Raw genomic sequence first — 19,540 nt, forward strand, 5'->3', positions numbered from 1 at the left:
CCGTCAGGTCCGTGGGCACGCGGGGCTGTAGCTCAGTTGGTAGAGCGCTTGCATGGCATGCAAGAGGTCCGGAGTTCAATTCTCCGTAGCTCCACAACGACACGAAGGCCGTCTCCCTCCGGGAGGCGGCCTTCTGCGTGCTCCGAGACCGGTCCGGCAAACGATTTGGGGCGTGGGCCGGGGAGCGTGTAAAGTTACGGATGTCGCCGGGGGAAACGCCGGAAAGACGCGGGGCTGTAGCTCAGTTGGTAGAGCGCTTGCATGGCATGCAAGAGGTCCGGAGTTCAATTCTCCGTAGCTCCACAGAAGGAAGAAGGCCCCTCCCGGGAACGGGAGGGGCCTTCTTCCGTTTACCCGATCGCGGCGCGACCTCCACGGGAGCCCGGTACCGTCTGGGCCATGGCCGACCTGGAGCGCAGACGCAACGAGGAGCTGGCCCGCGTCCTGCACCAGCTCGGCTGGAACCCGGAGCGGCTGGCCCGCGAGGTCAGCGCGGTGCTCCCGGCCGGCCTGGCGATCAGCTCCACCGCTCCCTACAAGTGGCGGGACCGCGGCATGGTGCCGCGCAGTCCGCACGACCAGACGGTCTGCGAGGTGCTCGGCGGGGCGCTCGGCATCGCGGTCACCTACGAACAGCTCTGGGGCCGGATGGGCAGCGGCCGGGGCGCCAAGACGCTCTCGCCCCGGCTGCTCACCGACCCGTGGACCGCCGACACCGCCCAGACCGCGCTGCGCGAGGCCGGTGCCGACACCGGCCCGGTCCGGCTGACCGACCTGTTCCGCGGCGACGAGCTCCTCCAGGCCGCCAAGGACTGGGCCTCCCCGCCGCCCGAACTGACCGGTGGCGAGGGCGCGCTGCGGATAGCCGCCGAGCAGCTGGCCGACCTGCGGATGGGCTACGACAGCCAGCAGCGCCTGGAGCGGGCCTACGGCGGCGGCCTGATCCTCGGCCTGGCCAGGGCCGAACTGGACGTGATCGGCAAGCTGTTGGAGCTCGGCGCGTACGACGAGGCGCTCGGCCGGGAGCTGTACGGGGCGGCCAGCCGCACCGCCCGGCTGGTCGGCTGGGCCAGCTACGACCTGGGCAACGACGCGGCCGCCCAGCGGGCCTTCGTCGCCGCGCTGCGCGCCGCGCACGTCTGCGGGGACCCGCGGCTCGGCGTCAGCGTGGTCGGTTGCCTGGCGGTGCAGGCCACCTACGCCTCCGGCGGGCGCGGCCTGGACCCGGTCGCCATGCTCTCCACCGCGCTTCGCGCCGCCGACGAGGTGCTGACGCCCCGTGAGCGGGCGCTCCAGCTGGGCCGGATCGCCCGCGCGCACGGTCGCAAGGGCGAGCAGATCAGCGCCGAGGCGGTGGCCGAGCGGGCCTTCCGGGCACTGGAGGAGGAGCCGGGGCAGGTCCAGGAGCGGGCCGACCTGGAGGGGATGGTCGGCGAGGCGTACCTCTTCCTCGGCGACCACGAGCAGGCCCAGCGGCTGCTGGCCGGGGCGGTGGCGGTGCTGGCGCCCGAACGGGCCCGGGCGAAGGCGCTGCTGATGGTCCGTCTGGCCGGGTCCTACCGCCGGACCGGGGACCACGAGGAGGCGGCCCGCACCGCGGACGAGGCCCGGCGGCTGGCGGCGGGGATGCAGTCGGCCCGGGTGGCGCGGGCGCTGCGGGAGTTCGACCAGCGGTCCTGACCCTGACGCTCCGTCGGCTCCGGCTCCGGCTCCGGCTCCGGCTCGGTCCGGGCGGTGAATACCTTGACAGCCGCCCGAGGACGGTGCGGTACCCTGTTGGCCATGCGAACCGTGCGCCTGCTTCTTAGCCGGCCGCGCTGACCAGGACCGGCCCGAGGGCCGGAGTCGGCGTGGCGTCCCCTCCTGCGAGGGGCTTTTTTGTTTTCCGAAGCCGCTGTTCGCGCACTGAGACCCAGATGGAGCCCGAAGGACCATGAGCGAGACGACCCCCGCCGCGGCCGAGGCCGCCGCCACCGAGCCCTACCGCTACGGCGCGGCGCTGGCCGCCGAGATCGAGTCGCGCTGGCAGGACGTCTGGGAGAAGGAGGGGACGTTCGACGCCCCCAACCCGGCCGGTACCCTGGCCGACCCCTCGGCCGGCGACGTGGTCGCCAAGCCGCACAGCTTCATCATGGACATGTTCCCGTACCCCTCGGGCGCGGGTCTGCACGTGGGCCACCCGCTGGGTTACATCGCCACCGACGTGTTCGCCCGCTACCAGCGGATGACCGGACACAACGTGCTGCACACCCTGGGGTACGACGCCTTCGGCCTGCCCGCGGAGCAGCACGCCGTCGCCACCGGCCAGCACCCCCGGATCACCACCGAGGCGGCCATGGACAACATGCGGCGCCAGCTGCGCCGCCTGGGCCTGGGCCACGACTCCCGCCGGTCGATCGCCACCATCGACCCGGAGTACTACCGCTGGACCCAGTGGATCTTCCTGCAGATCTTCAACTCCTGGTACGACGAGGCGGCGCAGAAGGCCCGTCCGATCACCGAGCTGGTCGCGCAGTTCGAGTCCGGCGAGCGCGAGGTGCCGGGCGGCCGCGCCTGGGCGTCGCTGTCCGGTGCGGAGCGGGACGAGCTGCTGGGCGAGTACCGGCTGGCGTACTCCAAGGAGGTGCCGGTCAACTGGTGCCCCGGCCTGGGCACCGTGCTGGCCAACGAGGAGGTCACCGCCGACGGCAAGTCCGAGCGCGGCAACTTCCCGGTCTTCAAGTCGAACCTGCGCCAGTGGATGATGCGGATCACCGCGTACTCCGACCGCCTGATCGCCGACCTGGACCTGCTGGACTGGCCCGAGGCGATCAAGCTGCAGCAGCGCAACTGGATCGGCCGCTCCGAGGGCGCCCGGGTCGGCTTCGGCGTCGACGGCGACAAGATCACCGTCTTCACCACCCGCCCCGACACCCTGTTCGGCGCCACCTACATGGTGCTGGCGCCCGAGCACGAGCTGGTCGACGGCATCGTCCCGGACGCCTGGCCGGCCGGCACCCACGAGGACTGGAAGGGCGGCGCGGCCACCCCGGCCGAGGCCGTCGCCAAGTACCGGGCCGAGGCCGCCGCCAAGTCCGACGTCGAGCGCCAGGTGGACGCCAAGGTGAAGACCGGCGTCTTCACCGGCGCCTACGCGACCAACCCGGTCAGCGGCGCGCTGGTCCCGGTCTTCATCGCCGACTACGTGCTGATGGGCTACGGCACCGGCGCGATCATGGCCGTCCCGGCGCACGACAGCCGCGACTTCGCCTTCGCCCGCGCCTTCGACCTGCCGATGCGCTGCGTGGTGCGCCCCACCGACGGCCGCTCCGAGGACCCGTCGGAGTGGGACGAGTCCTTCGACAGCTACGACTCGGTGATCGTCAACTCCGCCCACGACGACCTGTCGCTGGACGGCCTGTCGGTGGTCGAGGCCAAGGCCGCCGTCACCGCCTGGCTGACCGAGCGCGGCATCGGCGAGGGCACCGTCAACTACCGCCTGCGGGACTGGCTGTTCAGCCGTCAGCGGTACTGGGGCGAGCCCTTCCCGATCGTCTACGACGAGGACGGCGTGATGCACGCGCTGCCCGACTCGATGCTGCCGGTCGAGGTCCCCGAGGTGGAGGACTACTCGCCGCACACCTACGACCCGTACGACTCGACCTCCTCCCCGAAGACCCCGCTGTCGCGGAACGAGGACTGGGTCAACGTCGAGCTGGACCTGGGCGACGGCCCGAAGAAGTACCGCCGCGAGACCAACACCATGCCCAACTGGGCCGGTTCCTGCTGGTACGAGCTGCGCTACATCGACCCGTCCAACAGCGAGAAGGTGGTCGACCCGGCCAACGAGGGCTACTGGCTGGGCCCGACCGAGCAGAAGCCGGGCGGCGGCGCCGACCTGTACGTCGGCGGTGCCGAGCACGCGGTGCTGCACCTGCTGTACGCCCGCTTCTGGCACAAGGTGCTGCACGACCTGGGCCACGTCTCCTCGGTCGAGCCGTTCCACAAGCTGTACAACCAGGGCATGATCACCGCCGACGTCTACCGCGACGCCCGGGACTTCCCGGTGCCCGCGGCCGAGGTCGAGGAGATCGACGGCGAGTACTTCTGGCAGGGCGAGAAGGTCCGCCGCGAGGCGGGCAAGATGGGCAAGTCCCTGAAGAACGCCATCGCCCCGGACGACTTCGCCGACGAGTACGGCGCGGACACCCTGCGCCTGTACGAGATGTCGATGGGCCCGCTGGACGTCTCCCGCCCCTGGGACACCCGCGCGGTGATCGGCTCGTACCGGTTCCTGCAGCGGCTGTGGCGCAACATCGTCTCGGAGACCAGCGGCGAGCTGGTGGTCACCGAGGAGGAGCCGGACGAGGCCACCCTGCGGGTGCTGCACAAGACCATCGACGGCATCCGCGGCGACATGGCGGGCCTGCGCTTCAACACCGCCGTGGCCAAGGCCATCGAGCTGAACAACCACTTGGTCAAGCGCGGTTCGACGCCGCGTCAGGTGGCCGAGCAGCAGGTACTGATGATCGCTCCACTGGCCCCGCACATCGCCGAGGAGCTGTGGCGCCGCCTGGGCCACCAGGGCTCGCTGACGTACGTCGACTACCCGGTGGCCGACCCGGCCTACGTGGTGGACGAGACCGTCACCTGCGTGGTGCAGATCAAGGGCAAGGTCAGGGCCCGCCTGGAGGTGGCGCCGGGCATCTCCGACGCCGAGCTGGAGGCGCTGGCGCTGGCCGACCCGGCCGTGGTCGCGGCGATCGGGGACGCTCCGGTCCGCAAGGTGATCGCGCGGGCGCCGAAGCTGGTCAACATCGTCACGGGCTGACCCGCGCGGCCTGACGTACTGTCCGGCCGGGCTCTCGGGGTTTCCCTGAGCTGCCCCTGATCTCTCCTTCTGGACCCCTACACCGAGGGCTCCGCGGTAACCCGTGCGGTTACTGTGGAGCCCTCGGTCGGTCTCCCGGAAGGTGGCTCGTGATGGACGCGCTCGGCGTGGTGGTCGGCCTCGGTGTGCTGTTCGTGGTGGCGTTGCTGATCATGATCACGGTCGGTGCGGTGAAGGCCGGGAAGGCCGCCGCCCGGAAGATCTCCCGGCAGGAGGCCAACGCCCGGAGGGCGATCGAGAACGCCACCCTGAAGGCGAAGACCTACGCCAAGCCGGGTGCCCAGGGCCGGATCTCGGCCGTCCGGCTCTCGCTCCGCACCGCCCTCGACTCCACCCGCAAGGTGCTCGCGGCCGGTGTCGCCGAGGACTCCCAACTCGCCGATTCCCTGCAGCTGTTGAGCAGGCTGGACGCCCACGCGGCGGAGCTGGACGGCGAGTTGCGGGCGCTGGAGCTGGAGCCCGACGCAGGGCGGGTGGCCGACAAGCTGCCCGCACTGCGGGAGCGGGCCGAGCGGATCACGCACGCCGCCGAGTCGATGCGCTGGGCGGCCCAGGACCGGATGCAGCGGTTCGCCGACGACGAGCTGGCGCGGCTCACGGAGGAGTGCGAGACCGAGGCCGGCGCGCTGCGGCACTGGGACACGGCGGGGCCTTCCGCGGCCTCCGCAGCTCCGGCTTCCGCTCCTCGGGCTTCCGCTGCTTCGGCTTCCGCTGCTTCGGCCTCCGCGCCTCGGGCCGAGCGGAAGGCGATCAGCAACGACCGGCCGGCCACGGCCGAGCAGCTGCTCGGTCTGGCGGTCGACCTGACGCAGCGTCTGCGGAAGTCCTGACCTCCACGGCGGCGGTGCTCCCGGCCCTGGTGGGGGTCCGGCGCGTCCCCCGGGTGTCCGCGGTGGGGAGGGGGGAGTAACCTCCGCCTCATGTCCCGCCGCATCGCCCTCCTGACCGACTCCACGGCCTACCTCCCCGAGGGGGCGGTCGACCGGCACCGGATCGCGGTGGTCCCGCTGAGCGTGGTGGTCGGGGACGAGGCGCTCGCCGAGGGCGTCGAGATCTCTCCGAAGGACGTCGCCGAGGCCCTGCGGTCCAAGCAGCGCGTCACCACCTCCCGGCCCAGCCCCGAGACCTTCGCCGAGGCCTACCGGGCGGCGGCCGAGGCCGGCTTCGAGGCCGTCGTCTCCGTGCACATCTCCGCCGAACTCTCCGGCACCGTCGAGGCGGCCAGGCTGGCGGCCGCCGAGGCGCCGCTGCCGGTGGAGGTGGTGGACAGCAGGCTGGTCGGGATGGCGCTCGGGCACGCGGTGCTGGCGGCCGCCGAGGCGGTCGAGGGCGGGGGCGCCGACCTCGCGGCGGTGGTGGCGGCGGCCTCCGGACGAGCGGCCCGGACCAGCGGCTTCTTCTACGTGGACACCCTGGAGTACCTGCGCCGGGGCGGCCGGATCGGTGCGGCACAGGCGCTGCTCGGCTCCGCGCTCTCGGTCAAGCCGCTGCTGCACCTGTCGGGCGGTCGGATCGAGCCCCTGGAGAAGGTCCGCACGGCCTCGCGGGCGATCGCCCGGCTGGAGGAGATCGCGGTGGAGCGGGCGGGTGGGGACGAGGTGGACATCACCGTGCACCACCTGGCCGCCGCCGACCGGGCCGAGCCGCTGGCGGAGCGGCTCCGGGCCCGGGTGCCCGGGCTGCGGGAACTGACGGTGCTGGAGGTCGGGGCGGTGATCGGTGCCCACGTCGGGCCCGGACTGCTCGCGGTGGTGGTCGCTCCGCACTGAAACTGCCTCGTTCGAGGGAGTTGGGTTATCCACAACCCCGGGTTTTCCACAGGCTGGTGACGGTGCCTCGGCGGGGTCGGCGGCTCGGCCTACGGTCCTGGCCATGAGAACGATGACGCCGGGCGCGGCCCGCCGACGCGAGACCACCGAGACCGTCCGTGGGCGGGTGGCCCACCTCTTCCTGCCCCCGGGGCCGCACCCGGACGAGCCCCCGGACGAGCCCTTGGACGAGCACCGGGGGGACGCGCCGACGGCCGTGTGGTCCGAGGCCTGGGGCACGTCGCCGCCGCTGTCGGTGGGTGGTGCACCGGTGGGGGAGGGAGAGCCGACGGGGCGTCAGGGGCGGTCGCGCGCCGGGCCGGAGGGTGCCGTGCCTGTGCCCGAGGCCGGTGCCGTGGCGGGGCGTCGGCTTCCGGGGGGTCTGCTGTTCGACCGGCGGGCGGTGGCCGGGATGGCCGTGCTGCTCCTGCTGGCCGTCGGGTACGCCGTGCAGCACTTCTGGCTGGGCCGGCCCGGCCGGGTGGCCGTGCCCGCGGTGGCGACGGTCGTCGCCACCTCCGCAGCGCCCTCGGCCAGGGCGGGAGCCGGGCCGCCGGGGTCGCCCGTCCCGCCGACGGGGCCGACGGTGGTGGTCGACGTCGCGGGCAAGGTCCGCCACCCCGGCCTTCGGACGCTGCCCGGCGGGGCCCGGGTGGCGGACGCCCTGACCTCGGCCGGCGGCCCGCTGCCGGACACCGTGACCGACGGGCTCAACCTGGCCCGGGTGCTCACCGACGGCGAGCAGATCCTGGTCGGCGGCGCCCCGTCCAACGGCGGTGCCCCCGGCGGGGGAGCCGTCCCGGCCGCCGGGCCGCTCAGCATCAACCAGGCCACCCGCGAGCAGTTGGACGCCCTGCCCGGGGTCGGCCCGACGCTGGCCCAGCGGATCCTGCAGCACCGTCAGGAGCACGGGCCGTTCCGCTCCCTCGACCAGCTGCGCGAGGTCAGCGGGATCGGCGAGCGGAAGTTCGCCGACCTGCGCGCACTGCTCACGCTCTGAGGCCCCGCCCGCCACCAGTTGACCGACCGTCACCCAGCCGGGGAGGTGAACCCGATGCCCGCCGCCACTGTCCCTGTCGCCACCGACTCCGCCGCGACACCCGACCTCCGGCTGCTGCTCCCCACCGCCGTGGTCTGGGCGGTCACCGCCACCGTGCTGGGCCTCGGCCCGCAGTGCCGGCCGTACCTGCTCTGGGGAGCGCTCCTCCTCACCGGGGCCGCCGTCCTCGCCCTGCGCAGCCCGCGCCGGGCAGGTGCCCTGCTGGCGGCCGTCCTGCTCGCGGCCGGGGCCGCCGCTGCCGTCACCACCCTGCACACCGCGGACCTCCAGCGCGGCCCGATCCCCGCCCTGGCCCGGGCCGCGGTGCCCCCGGTGGCCGACGCCCCGTCAACTCCCGGTGCCTCGGCCCCAGTCCCGGCCCCGGGCGCCGCGCCGGCTGCTGCCCCGCCCGTCCTGGTCACGGTCGAGCTCACCGTGACCGGCGACCCCGAGCCCCGTTCCTCGCACGCCCGGGGCACGACGCCCGGCCAGTCCTTGCTGGTCGTCGAGGCCACCGTCGACCGGGCCGACGGCATCCGCACCCGCACCCCCGTCACCCTGATCGTCCGTGCCCAGGACGCCAGGGCCTGGCAGGCGATGGTCCCGTCCACCCGGCTGCGTGTCCAGGCCCGGGTGCTGCCCGCCGCCGAGGAGTACCGCAGCACGGCCGCCGCCCTGGTGGCGCAGGGCCGGCCCCGGCTGCTGGCCGGGCCCGACCTCGCCCAGCGGGTGGCAGCCCGGCTGCGGGCCGGGCTGCGGGACGCCACCGACCACCTGGCCACCGACGCCCGGGGCCTGCTCCCCGGCCTGGTGGTCGGCGACACCACCCGGCTCCCGCCGGAGCTGGCCGACGCGTTCCGGGCCACGGACCTCGGCCACCTCACCGCCGTCTCGGGTGCCAACCTGGCGATCGTGCTGGCCGTCCTGACCGGGGCCTCGGCCCGCGCGAGCACCTCCGGCCGGGGCGGGCTGGCCGGGCTGCTCGGTCTGCCGCTGCGCACCACCGCGCTTCTCGGCGCCGCCCTGACGGTGGCCTTCGTCACGGTCTGCCGCCCCGAGCCGAGCGTCCTGCGGGCCGCCGCCACCGGTCTGGTCGGCCTGCTCGCCCTGGCCACCGGCCGTCCCCGGCAGGCGCTGCCCGCGCTCGCCACCGCCGTCCTGGTCCTGCTGCTGGTCGACCCGTACCTGGCCCGCTCCTTCGGGTTCCTGTTCTCGGTGCTCGCCACCACCGGCCTGCTCACCCTCGGCCCGCGCTGGACGGCCGCGCTCCGGGCCCGGGGCTGGCCCGAGCACCTGGCGGGAGCCGTCGGTGCCACCGCCGCCGCACAGGCGCTCTGCGCCCCCGCCACCATCCTGCTGGCGCCCCGGATCAGCCTGGTCGCGGTCCCGTGCAACCTGCTCGCCGAGGCGGCGGTGGCCCCGGCCACCCTGCTCGGTTTCGCGACCCTCGCCGTCGCGCCGCTCGCCCCGGCCCCGGCCCGCTTCCTGGCCGACCTCGCCGCCGTGCCGACGGGCTGGCTGGCCGCCGTGGCCCGGCGCGGCGCCGCCCTTCCCGGTGCCCAACTCGACTGGCCCGGTGGCCTGTTCGGGTCCGTGTTGCTGGCGGTGGCGACGCTGGCCCTGGTCTGGGCGGCCCGCCCGTTCGGCCGCCGCAGCCGCCCCCGCACACTGCTCGCGGCCGTGCTGCTCCCCGCTCTGCTGCTCGCCCTGCTCCGGCCGCCGGCCCTGGTCCGGCTGGCCACCGGTTGGCCTCCGGACGGCTGGCGCTTCGTCATGTGCGACGTCGGACAGGGGGACATGACGGTGCTTCCGGTGCCCGGGCGGCCCGGGAGCGCGGTGGTGGTCGACGCCGGGCCCGACCCGGCGGCCGCCGACCGCTGCCTGCGTCAACTCGACGTCAAGGCCGTCCCGTTGCTGATCCTCAGCCACTACCACGCGGACCACGCCGAGGGGCTCCCGGGCGTGCTGCGCGGGCGCTCGGTGGGCGCGCTCCAGGTCACCACGCTGGACTCGCCGCCGGGGGAGCGGGCCCGGGTGCTGGCCTGGGCGGCCGCCGCGCAGGTGCCGGTGCTGACCGCCCGGCAGGACGAGCGGCGCACCGCCGAGCCCGGCCTCTCCTGGCAACTGCTCTGGCCCGTCGAGCCGTTGACCCCGGCCACCCCTGGGGCGAACAACGCCAGCATCGCCCTGCTCGCCACCGTCGGAGAACCGCCCGACGCCCTGCGGATCGCCCTGCTCGGCGACCTCGAACCACCCGCCCAGGCCGCGCTGCTGGCCCGGGCCGAGCCGCCCCAGGTGGACGTCCTCAAGGTGGCGCACCACGGATCGGCCCACCAGGACTGGGAGTTGACCGCCGCGCTGCACCCCCGCCTGGCCCTGATCTCCTGCGGCGAGGGCAACCCCTACGGTCACCCCTCGGCCGGTACGGTGGCCCGGCTCTCCGCGCTGGGGGCCACCGTCCTGCGCACCGACCGGGCCGGAGCGATCGCCGTCCTCGGCACCCCGGCCACCCTGCACGCCGTCACCCGGGGAGTCTCCCGGGGCAGCGCGGCCCGAGGCGCCGTCACTCGGGGCGCAGGGCGCACCGAGGCGTCACCCGGCGGGGCTGAACCGTTCCGTCCCCACCACCCGCAGCAGTTCCAGGTGGTTGATGTCCGCCGTGCCGGGCGGCGGCGTGAAGATCAGCAGCCGCTGGTCCTCGACCGGGGCGAGCAGGGTCTGGCAGTCGAGGTTGATCGGACCGATGGCCGGGTGGTCGACCCGCATCCGGCTGGTGCGCCGGACGGCCACCTCGTGCAGCTCCCAGAACTCGCGGAACTCCTCGCTGGCCTCGGTCAGCCGCCGCACCAGCGCGGTCGAGGCGGCGTCACCGGAGCGCCGGGCCACCGCGGCCCGCAGGTCGGCGACGTGCACCCGGCCGAGCCGGTCGTGCTCCTCGGCGGGGTAGGCGGCCCGGACGGCGGGGTCGGTGAACCAGCGCCAGATGACGTTCCGTTCGTCCTCCCGCACCGAGCAGACGGTGCCGAACAGGGCACTGGCCATGTCGTTCTGGGCCAGCACGTCACCCAGGTCGCTGAGCAGCTGGGCCGGGGTCTCCTTGAGCTGGTCGAGCAGGTAGAGCAGCCCGGGCTGGATGAAGGTGCCGCACTGGAGCCCGGCCGGCGGCCGGTGGCCGGCCAGCAGGTAGAGGTGGTCGCGCTCGTCCTCGCTCAGCCGCAGCGCCCGGCTCAGCGAGGCGAGGATCTGCGGCGAGGGCTGCGGGCTGCGGCCCTGCTCCAGGCGGATGTAGTAGTCGGCCGACATGCCGGCGAGCTGGACGACCTCCTCGCGCCGCAGCCCCGGGGTGCGCCGCCGGGAGCCGGCCGGGAGGCCGACGTCCTGCGGGCTGATCCGTTCCCGGCAGCGGCGGAGGAAGTCGGCGAGTTCGCGGCGGTCCATGTCCATGCGGTCCATGATCGCGGCTCGGCTGACGCGGTGCCAGGGATTCCCGGTCCCACCCTCGTTGGCCCGGTACCGGTTCCTCCGGCGGCCCTTCCGGCGGCCCTTCCGGCGCGGCGGCCCCTTCGGCAGGTGATCCGGTGGCCACCCTGACGGCCCCCGCCAGGGGGCGGGGGCCGGAGCGGGTGGGGCCGGAGCGGGTGGGGGCGGAGCGGCGGGGGTCCGGGTGGCGGGCGGTGCCGAGGCTCAGGCCTCTTCGCGCCAGCCGTCCTGGTCGGTGGCGAGCTCGTCCAGGGCAGTCAGCTGGGCCGGGGCCCAGCCGTCCTCGGGGGCCTCCACGGCCACGACCCACTGGGCGTCCTCGGCGTCGTCCTCGCCGGCCAGGGCGTCCCGGGCCACCTCGATCTCGCCCAGGTCGGGCCAGCGGGCGGAGAGTTCCTCGGCCACCTCCTCGGCGGCGTCACGGTCGGGGAACACAAGCAACTGTCGGGTGTCGTTCATGGTCACGGGGACCATTGTGCACAGCCGTCGGGATGCTGTCGGCGGCGCATGCGATCCTGGTAGGCGATGGCCAGGAAGAGTGCACCCGATGACCTGCTCGCCCCGCTGACCCTCGCGGTCGGCCAGGAGGAGCTGTTGCTCGACCGCGTGGTCGCGGCGGTGGTGGCCGCGGCCAGGGAGGCCGATCCGGACACGGACGTGCGGGACATCGCCCCGGGTGGTCTCCAGCCCGGCAGCCTGGCCGAGTTGACCACCCCTTCGCTCTTCGCCGAGCGCAAGGTAATCGTGGTCCGGGCCGCCCAGGACCTCTCCGCCGACTCGGTCAAGGAGGTCAAGGCGTACCTGGAGGCCCCCATCGAGGAGGTCATCGTGGTGCTGGTGCACGCCGGCGGGGCCAAGGGCAAGGGCCTGCTGGACGCGGGGCGCAAGGCCGGCGGCCGCGAGGTGGCCTGCGCCAAGCTCACCAAGGCGGGCGAGAAGCTGGCCTTCATCAAGAACGAGTTCCGCACCCTGGGCCGCTCGGCCACTCCCGAGGCCTGCCAGGCGCTGCTCGACTCGCTCGGCAGCGACCTGCGCGAACTGGCCGCCGCTTGCAGCCAGTTGACCTCCGACGTGGAGGGCGCGATCGACGAGACGGTGGTCGCCAAGTACTACAGCGGCCGGGCCGAGGCCACCGGCTTCGAGGTGGCCGACCTGGCCGTCACCGGCCGGGCCGCCGAGGCCCTGGAGCGGCTGCGCTGGGCCCTCGCGGTCGGCCAGCCGCCCACCGGCATCACCTACGCGCTGGCCTCGGGCGTCCGCTCGATCGGCCGCCTCGCCACCGCCGGGCGGAACATGCGCCCGGCCGACCTGGCCCGTGAGCTCGGCATGCCGCCGTGGAAGGTGGACCGGGTCCGCCAGCAGATGCGCGGCTGGACGGGGGACGGCGTGGCCGCCGCCCTGACCGCCGTCGCCCAGGCCGACGCGGCCGTCAAGGGCGGCTCCGACGACCCGGCCTATGCCCTGGAGCGCGCCGTGGTCGCGGTGGCCCGGGCCGCCCGCGCGGGCGCCCGCCCGTACTGACGGCTGCTGCTGAGGCTCCCTCACCCCACCCCGCTCTAGACCCCGACAGCAGCTCCCCGAAAAGCAGGTGCGGCCCGCCCGGCCGTCCCGCACACTGGCGCGGAATCCCCAACTCTCCCGAGGAGTCCCCGCGTTGCAGGCTGCCGTCACCGTGTCGCCGTCCCAGGTCCCCGAGCTGCTGCTGGGGCTGGCCACCGTCCGGCCGGTCTTCCTCTGGGGGGCTCCGGGCATCGGGAAGTCCTCGCTGGTGCGGGAGTTCGCCGAGTCGCTCGGGCTGGAGTGCGTCAGCCTGATCGGCACTCAGCTGGCGCCCGAGGACCTGATCGGGGTGCCGCAGATCACCGAGGACGGGCGCTCGCGGTTCTGCCCGCCGGAGTCGATCGCCCGCACCGAGCCCTACTGCCTCTTCCTGGACGAGCTCAACGCCGCCACCCCGGACGTGCAGAAGGCCTTCTACTCCCTCATCCTGGACCGCCGGATCGGCTCCTACGAGCTGCCGCCCGGCTCGATCGTGATCGGCGCGGGGAACCGCGCCACCGACGGCGCCCTGGCCCGCCCGATGGCCTCCGCCCTGGTGAACCGCCTGGTCCACGTCCACCTCCGCGCCAGCTCCACCGACTGGCTGGCCTGGGCCGCCGGCAACGGCATCCACCCCTGGGTGCTGGACTACCTGACGGACCGTCCGGACCACCTCTGGTCCGCTCCGCCCAAGACCGAGGAGCCCTTCTCCACCCCGCGCGCCTGGCACATGCTCTCGGACGCCCTGCACTCCTTCGGCCCGACCCTGGAGGAGCCGACCCTCAAGGTCCTGGCGCACGGCCTGCTCACCCCGCAGCACGCGGTGGCCTTCGGCGGCTACGTCAAGATCGTCCGCAACTCCTACGGCCTGGACGCGATCCTCAAGGGCGACGCCCGCTGGCCGCACCGCCTGGAGGACCGCGACCTGCTCTACTACCTGGCCGACTCCTTCCGGGGCCGGCTGGTCAAGGAGCTCCCGGCCCGCAAGGAGCAGGTCTCCGAGTCCCTGCGGCAGACCGCCTACCGGGCCAAGTCGCTGCTGGTCCAGCTGGCCGAGATCTCGGTCGAGGTGGCCCAGACGGTGATCGCCGACGGACCGGACGGCAATCCGGTGCTGCCCTCCTGGTTCCTGATCGAGGCCGCCCGCGACATGCCACGCCTGGTCGAGGCCCGCCGGTGAGCCGCCGCGCGGGAGGCACCGTGAAGAGCTCGGCGAGGAGTTCCGCGCGGAGCTCCGCGAACGGCACCACCGAGAAGGGCACCCAGCCCCGCGACCTGGCACGGGAGGCCTACCTGGAGGGATGGCGCAGGGTCGGGGAGAACCATGCGCTGGCCGCCATCCCGGTGGACGTCTGCTACGCCGAGGAGTGCCCGGACGAGCCCGAGGACGGCTGGCTGGTGGTCGACTCCGACGGCACCCTGCACCCCAACCTCACCCACCCCCGGATGCGCCGGGCCGACCCCGCCGAGTGGGCCTGGGTGCTGGCGCACTGCCTGCTCCACCTCGGCTTCGGCCACCTGCCCGCCGAGCGCGGCCGCCGCGCCCAGCCCGACGCCCACCGGCAGGCCGCCAACTGCGCGGTGGTGCACCGCTTCCAGGCCACCTTCCCGGTCGGCGGCGCCCCGTTCGAGGTCCCGGCCCGGATCCCGCCCGGCGACGAGGAGCAGCTGGCCGCCCGCTGGCGCGAGGAGGGGCTGCCCAGGATCCCCGGCACCGCAGGCAGCCACCCCGACCAGCTACTGGTCCCCTGGTCCGGCCACGGGGCCCCGGAGGACTGGCCGTCGGCCTTCGCCGCCGCGCTGACCCGCACCATGTCCGCCGCGATGGACGTGGCCGGCGGCCGCCGGGACGAGCTGACCGGCGCTCGCGTCCCCGAGCGGCCGTGGACCAAGGCGCTCAACTGGTTCGTCTCCAGCTACCCGCTGCTCGGCGGTCTGGCCGCCGGGATCACCCTGGTCGCCGACGCCGAACTGGCCCGCGCCCAGGGCATCGCGATCGCCGCGGTGAACGCCGAGGCGGGCGAGATCTACCTCAACCCGCTGCGCCGCCACACCGAGGAGGAGTGGCGCTTCATCCTGGCCCACGAGATGCTGCACGCCGCGCTCCGGCACGGCGACCGCTGCGGCGGGCGGGACCCGTACCTGTTCAACGTCGCCGCCGACTACGTGATCAACGGCTGGCTGCTGGAGATGGGCGTCGGCGAGATGCCCGAAGGGCTGCTCCACGACCCGCAGTTGAAGGGCCTCTCGGCCGAGGAGGTCTACGACCGGATCGCCAAGGACCAGCGCCGGCTGCGCCGGCTGGCCACCCTGGCGGGCAAGGGCCGGGGCGACGTGCTGGGCGAGCCGCTCGGCCGCCCGCGCGACTACGTCGACCTGGACGACTTCTACCGGCGCGGCCTCCAGCAGGGCTTCGAGCTGCACCGGCGCGGGCGCGGGTACCTTCCGGCCGGTCTGGTCGAGGAGATCCGCGCGCTGTCCCAGCCGCCACTGCCCTGGGACGCCCGACTGGCGCGCTGGTTCGACGAGTTCGTGCCGTCCCCGCAGGCGGTGCGCAGCTACGCCCGCCCCTCCCGGCGGCAGGCCTCCACCCCCGGCATCCCCCGCGCCGGGCACCACCACCCGCCGGAGGAGCTGGCCCGCTGCACCTTCGGCGTGGTGCTCGACACCTCCGGTTCGATGAGCCGTCAGCTGCTCGGCAAGGCACTCGGCGCCATCGCCTCCTACGCGGCGGCCCGGGAGGTGCCCGCGGCCCGGGTGGTGTTCTGCGACGCGGCCGCGCACGACGCCGGCTTCCTGCCCACCGACGAGATCGCCGGCAAGGTCCGGGTGCGCGGCCGCGGCGGCACCGTGCTCCAGCCCGGCGTCGACCTGCTGGAGCGGGCCGAGGACTTCCCGCCCTCCGCGCCCGTGCTGCTGATCACCGACGGCGAGTGCGACGTGCTGCGGATCCGCCGCGAGCACGCCTTCCTGATCCCGCAGGGCGCCGGCCTGCCCTTCACCCCGCGCGGCCCGGTCTTCCGCCTGCGCTGAGCGGAGGTGACGGGACCTCAGGTGCTGCTCTGCCCGAGGGCGCGCAGCAGGTCCCGGCTGTCCATCAGCAGCGCCTGCCGGATGGTCTCCCGGTCCGGTTCGACGCCCTTGCCCTCCTGGTAGGAGCCGGACCAGCTGAGGTAGTACGTCAGCGCCCCGTCCCGGACGTAGAGCACCTGGGTGAGGTAGTGCCAGCTCCGGTCCGAGCTGCTGAGGTCGTCCAGGTAGCCGAGGTAGGCCTGGTCGCCGAGCCCCGGCACGTCGGTGATCTGGTAATGACGCTGCCGCAGCCCGGACTGCTGGGCCTCGAACTCGGCCCGCGGGTCGACCCGCCGGTGCAGCTGGGCCTGCATGTAGAGGGAGGAGTACTCCGTCTCCCCGGCGCTCTTCTTCAGGTACTTGCTGCAGTACATGTCGTCCAGCGCCGCGTGCCGGGTCGAGTAGTGGTACGGCGTGCCGGACTGCGCGGGGTAGAGCTGGGAGAAGCGGTTGAGCTTCGCGGTGGTGCACAGGTCGTCCACCACCCGGTAGCCCTTGAGGTCCGCCGGCGACCCCTCCGGCAGGGCGACCAGGCCCGGCACGGTGAGCACGGCGGCGGCCCAGATCGCCGAGGTCAGCGCGGCGCTCGCGGCGCCCCAGGCCAGGTGCCGGCGGCTGCGGCGCGGCGGGCGCCGGTAGGGCGGCGGCGGTGCGTAGGGCCGGTCGTGGTCCGTCCGGATCGGTACCTGATGCGTCATCTGAAGAGCCCCCAAACCGGGATCCGCACGGAGCGCGTCGCACGAACCATATCGGTGACCAGGGCATGGCAGAACGTGAGGGAGCATCAGGTCCACCCCCGGGAGCACCCCGGGAACGCCGACAGGCGCCGCGGCCGGAGCCGCGACGCCTGTCGCTGTACCGCACCCGCGTGGCGAACGCAGGCCGCGTGCGGTACGGAGTCACTACACCTCACGTGTCCCGGGTAGAGGGCCGGAAGTTGACGCGAGGGAGGTCGGGCGGCGGAGGCGGGTAGAGGGCCGCCGGTCACGCCACCCTGGGGGGTGCCGTCAGATCAGGCCGCGACGAGCTTGGTGATCGCGGACTTCTTGTTGGCGGCCTGGTTCTTGTGGATGACGCCCTTGCTGGCGGCCTTGTCGAGCGCCTTGGAGGCGACCTTGGCCAGCTCGACGGCCTTCTCGGTCTCGCCGGCGACAGCGGCCTCGCGGGCCTTGCGCAGGGCGGTCTTGAGGGAGGACTTGACGGCCTTGTTGCGCAGGCGCGCCTTCTCGTTGGTCTTGTTGCGCTTGATCTGGGACTTGATGTTCGCCACGAAAGTGCCTCAGCTTTGTCTGGAAGTTGAACGGGTCGCACCCGGCGGGCAGCTGAGAGGGCATACCTGTGCCGAGTGCAGCGGCCAACGCTACCAAAGCCCCCGCGCGCGCCCCAAACCGGCTACGCCGTGAGCACCGCCTCACCGTAGTGCTCCACCACGGGGAACGGCTCGTAGAAGTGGTGCAGCAGCCGGCGCCACTCCTGGTACTCGGCCGAGCCGCGGAACCCCTCGGTGTGGTCCTCCAGGGTCTCCCACTCCACCTGGAGCAGGAAGCGCGAGCCGCGCCCCTCGTCCAGGCAGCGTCGCAGCTCCAGCGAGTGGAAGCCGCGCTGTACGGCGATCAGCGGGAGGGCCTCGGCGAAGGCGGCCAGGAAGGCCTCCTCCTGGCCGGGGCGGACGTCGAGCAGGGCACTCTCCAAGATCATGGGCGCTGATCCTGCCCCACCGGGAGGAGTCGCGGAAGAGTTGCGGAAGAGCTGAACGGCGGGCCGCACCGCGGCCGTGGGAGGATGGACGGAATCACACCGACCGCCCCGAGGACCAAGGTGCCCGCGATCCCGAGCAACGTGCCAGAGCCCAGCCGTACCGACCCGGCGCTGATCCGCAACTTCTGCATCATCGCCCACATCGACCACGGCAAGTCGACGCTCGCCGACCGGATGCTGCAGATCACCGGCGTGGTCGACCCCCGGCAGATGCGCGCCCAGTACCTCGACCGGATGGACATCGAGCGCGAGCGCGGAATCACCATCAAGTCGCAGGCCGTCCGCCTGCCGTGGGCCCCGAAGACGGGGGACGACGTCGGGACGACGCACATCCTGAACATGATCGACACCCCGGGCCACGTGGACTTCACCTACGAGGTGTCCCGTTCGCTGGCGGCCTGCGAGGGCACCATCCTCGTGGTGGACGCCGCCCAGGGCATCGAGGCGCAGACCCTCGCCAACCTGTACCTGGCGCTGGAGAACGACCTCACGATCATCCCGGTGCTGAACAAGATCGACCTCCCGGCCGCCCAGCCCGAGAAGTACGCCGCCGAGCTGGCGCACATCATCGGCTGCGACCCGGAGGACGTCCTCAAGGTCAGCGCCAAGAGCGGCCTCGGCGTGCCGGAGCTGCTCGACCACGTGGTCGCGAAGATCCCGGCCCCGGTCGGCGTCAAGGACGCCCCGGCCCGCGCCATGATCTTCGACTCGGTCTACGACTCCTACCGCGGCGTGGTCACCTACGTCCGAGTGGTCGACGGCCAGCTCACCAAGCGTGAGCGGATCGCCATGATGTCCACCGGCGCGACCCACGAGCTGCTGGAGATCGGCGTCATCTCGCCCGAGCCGAAGGTGGCCGACGGCCTCGGCGTCGGCGAGGTGGGCTACATCATCACCGGTGTGAAGGACGTCCGGCAGTCCAAGGTCGGTGACACGATCACCTCGATGCACAAGGGTGCGACCGAGGCGCTGGGCGGCTACAAGGACCCGCGCCCGATGGTGTTCTCCGGCCTCTACCCGCTGGACGGATCGGACTACCCGCTGCTCCGCGACGCGCTGGACAAGCTGCGCCTCAACGACGCCGCGCTGGTCTACGAGCCGGAGACCTCGGTCGCGCTCGGCTTCGGCTACCGCTGCGGCTTCCTCGGCCTGCTGCACCTGGAGATCATCCGGGAGCGGCTGGAGCGCGAGTTCAACCTCGACCTGATCTCCACCGCGCCGAACGTGGTCTACCGCGTGGTGATGGAGGACGGCACCGAGCACATCGTCACCAACCCGAGCGAGTTCCCCACCGGGAAGATCTCCGAGGTGCACGAGCCGGTCGTCAAGGGCACCATCCTGGCGCCGAACGAGTTCGTCGGCGCGATCATGGAGCTCTGCCAGGGCCGCCGCGGCAACCTCCAGGGCATGGACTACCTGTCCGAGGACCGGGTGGAGCTGCGCTACACCCTGCCGCTGGCCGAGATCGTCTTCGACTTCTTCGACCACCTGAAGTCCAAGACCCGCGGCTACGGCTCCTTCGACTACGAGCCGATCGGCGAGCAGACCGCCGACCTGGTGAAGGTCGACATCCTGCTGCACGGCGACGCGGTCGACGCGTTCTCCGCCATCGTGCACAAGGACAAGGCCTACAACTACGGCGTCATGATGGCCGGCAAGCTCCAGAAGCTGATCCCGCGTCAGCAGTTCGAGGTGCCGATCCAGGCCGCCATCGGCTCCCGGGTGATCGCCCGTGAGACGGTCCGCGCCATCCGCAAGGACGTCCTCGCCAAGTGCTACGGCGGTGACATCTCCCGTAAGCGGAAGCTGCTCGAGAAGCAGAAGGAGGGCAAGAAGCGGATGAAGATGGTCGGCCGGGTGGAGGTCCCCCAGGAGGCCTTCATCGCCGCGCTCTCCACCGACGCGGACGCCCCCAAGGGCGAGAAGAAGTAGCCCGCGCCGGAGCATGCGAAGGGGCCCCCTCCACCCGGAGGG

General features: G+C 73.3%; 14 protein-coding genes, 2 tRNA genes and 1 pseudogene. 12 read left to right on the forward strand and 5 right to left on the reverse strand.

The window, feature by feature from the left end; genetic code table 11:
- The first annotated feature begins 21 nt into the window (after positions 1–21).
- The 8 genes and pseudogenes from ACZ6ZR_RS20430 to ACZ6ZR_RS20465 form a co-directional block, all read left to right on the forward strand.
- Positions 22–94 (forward strand) — tRNA-Ala (locus ACZ6ZR_RS20430).
- A 136-nt stretch (positions 95–230) separates the two neighbouring features.
- Positions 231–303: transfer RNA gene (locus ACZ6ZR_RS20435), tRNA-Ala, on the forward strand.
- A gap of 96 nt (positions 304–399) precedes the next feature.
- Positions 400–1,680 carry a hypothetical protein gene (locus ACZ6ZR_RS20440; protein ID WP_465644198.1) on the forward strand — a complete coding sequence of 427 codons (1,281 nt, stop codon included), beginning with the start codon at positions 400–402 and terminating at the stop codon, positions 1,678–1,680.
- Positions 1,681–1,933: 253 nt separating this feature from the next.
- Positions 1,934–4,810: a leucine--tRNA ligase gene (gene leuS / locus ACZ6ZR_RS20445; RefSeq protein ID WP_465644200.1), complete on the forward strand. Its 2,877-nt coding sequence runs from the start codon at positions 1,934–1,936 to the stop codon at positions 4,808–4,810.
- A 152-nt stretch (positions 4,811–4,962) separates the two neighbouring features.
- Positions 4,963–5,700 (forward strand): hypothetical protein, encoded by a 738-nt coding sequence (locus ACZ6ZR_RS20450; protein WP_465644202.1) that lies wholly within the window; start codon positions 4,963–4,965, stop codon positions 5,698–5,700.
- 90 nt (positions 5,701–5,790) lie between these two features.
- Positions 5,791–6,639, forward strand: coding sequence for a DegV family protein (locus ACZ6ZR_RS20455; RefSeq protein ID WP_465644204.1), 849 nt, complete (start codon positions 5,791–5,793; stop codon positions 6,637–6,639).
- Positions 6,640–6,742: 103 nt separating this feature from the next.
- Positions 6,743–7,678 carry a ComEA family DNA-binding protein gene (locus ACZ6ZR_RS20460; protein WP_465644205.1) on the forward strand — a complete coding sequence of 312 codons (936 nt, stop codon included), beginning with the start codon at positions 6,743–6,745 and terminating at the stop codon, positions 7,676–7,678.
- A gap of 636 nt (positions 7,679–8,314) precedes the next feature.
- Positions 8,315–9,709 (forward strand): annotated as a pseudogene (locus ACZ6ZR_RS20465) (ComEC/Rec2 family competence protein); the annotation flags it as partial.
- 600 nt (positions 9,710–10,309) lie between these two features.
- Here ACZ6ZR_RS20465 and ACZ6ZR_RS20470 read toward each other — a convergent pair.
- Both ACZ6ZR_RS20470 and ACZ6ZR_RS20475 read right to left on the reverse strand, forming a co-directional pair.
- On the reverse strand, positions 10,310–11,170 hold the full coding sequence (locus ACZ6ZR_RS20470; protein ID WP_465644289.1) for a helix-turn-helix transcriptional regulator: 861 nt from the start codon (positions 11,168–11,170) through the stop codon (positions 10,310–10,312).
- A gap of 231 nt (positions 11,171–11,401) precedes the next feature.
- Positions 11,402–11,656, reverse strand: coding sequence for a hypothetical protein (locus tag ACZ6ZR_RS20475; protein WP_465644207.1), 255 nt, complete (start codon positions 11,654–11,656; stop codon positions 11,402–11,404).
- Between the two features lie 66 nt (positions 11,657–11,722).
- Here ACZ6ZR_RS20475 and holA point away from each other — a divergent pair, with 66 nt between their 5' ends.
- The 3 genes from holA to ACZ6ZR_RS20490 all read left to right on the forward strand — a co-directional run bounded on the left by holA (position 11,723) and on the right by ACZ6ZR_RS20490 (position 15,769).
- Positions 11,723–12,718: a DNA polymerase III subunit delta gene (holA, locus tag ACZ6ZR_RS20480; RefSeq protein ID WP_465644209.1), complete on the forward strand. Its 996-nt coding sequence runs from the start codon at positions 11,723–11,725 to the stop codon at positions 12,716–12,718.
- Positions 12,719–12,851: 133 nt separating this feature from the next.
- Positions 12,852–13,916: an AAA family ATPase gene (locus ACZ6ZR_RS20485; RefSeq protein WP_465644210.1), complete on the forward strand. Its 1,065-nt coding sequence runs from the start codon at positions 12,852–12,854 to the stop codon at positions 13,914–13,916.
- A gap of 20 nt (positions 13,917–13,936) precedes the next feature.
- Positions 13,937–15,769: a vWA domain-containing protein gene (locus ACZ6ZR_RS20490; RefSeq protein ID WP_465644212.1), complete on the forward strand. Its 1,833-nt coding sequence runs from the start codon at positions 13,937–13,939 to the stop codon at positions 15,767–15,769.
- A gap of 17 nt (positions 15,770–15,786) precedes the next feature.
- Here ACZ6ZR_RS20490 and ACZ6ZR_RS20495 read toward each other — a convergent pair whose 3' ends face one another.
- The 3 genes from ACZ6ZR_RS20495 to ACZ6ZR_RS20505 form a co-directional block, all read right to left on the reverse strand.
- On the reverse strand, positions 15,787–16,506 hold the full coding sequence (locus ACZ6ZR_RS20495) for a hypothetical protein (RefSeq protein ID WP_465644214.1): 720 nt from the start codon (positions 16,504–16,506) through the stop codon (positions 15,787–15,789).
- A 314-nt stretch (positions 16,507–16,820) separates the two neighbouring features.
- The gene (gene rpsT, locus ACZ6ZR_RS20500; protein ID WP_465644215.1) at positions 16,821–17,078 is read right to left on the reverse strand and encodes a 30S ribosomal protein S20; all 258 of its coding nucleotides are present in this window, start codon (positions 17,076–17,078) and stop codon (positions 16,821–16,823) included.
- Between the two features lie 122 nt (positions 17,079–17,200).
- The gene (locus tag ACZ6ZR_RS20505) at positions 17,201–17,506 is read right to left on the reverse strand and encodes an antibiotic biosynthesis monooxygenase family protein (protein WP_465644216.1); all 306 of its coding nucleotides are present in this window, start codon (positions 17,504–17,506) and stop codon (positions 17,201–17,203) included.
- Between the two features lie 120 nt (positions 17,507–17,626).
- Here ACZ6ZR_RS20505 and lepA point away from each other — a divergent pair, with 120 nt between their 5' ends.
- Positions 17,627–19,498, forward strand: a complete 1,872-nt coding sequence (gene lepA, locus ACZ6ZR_RS20510) for a translation elongation factor 4 (RefSeq protein WP_465644290.1) — start codon at positions 17,627–17,629, stop codon at positions 19,496–19,498.
- Positions 19,499–19,540: the final 42 nt, after the last annotated feature.

Source organism: Kitasatospora sp. NPDC088742 (assembly GCF_055584905.1).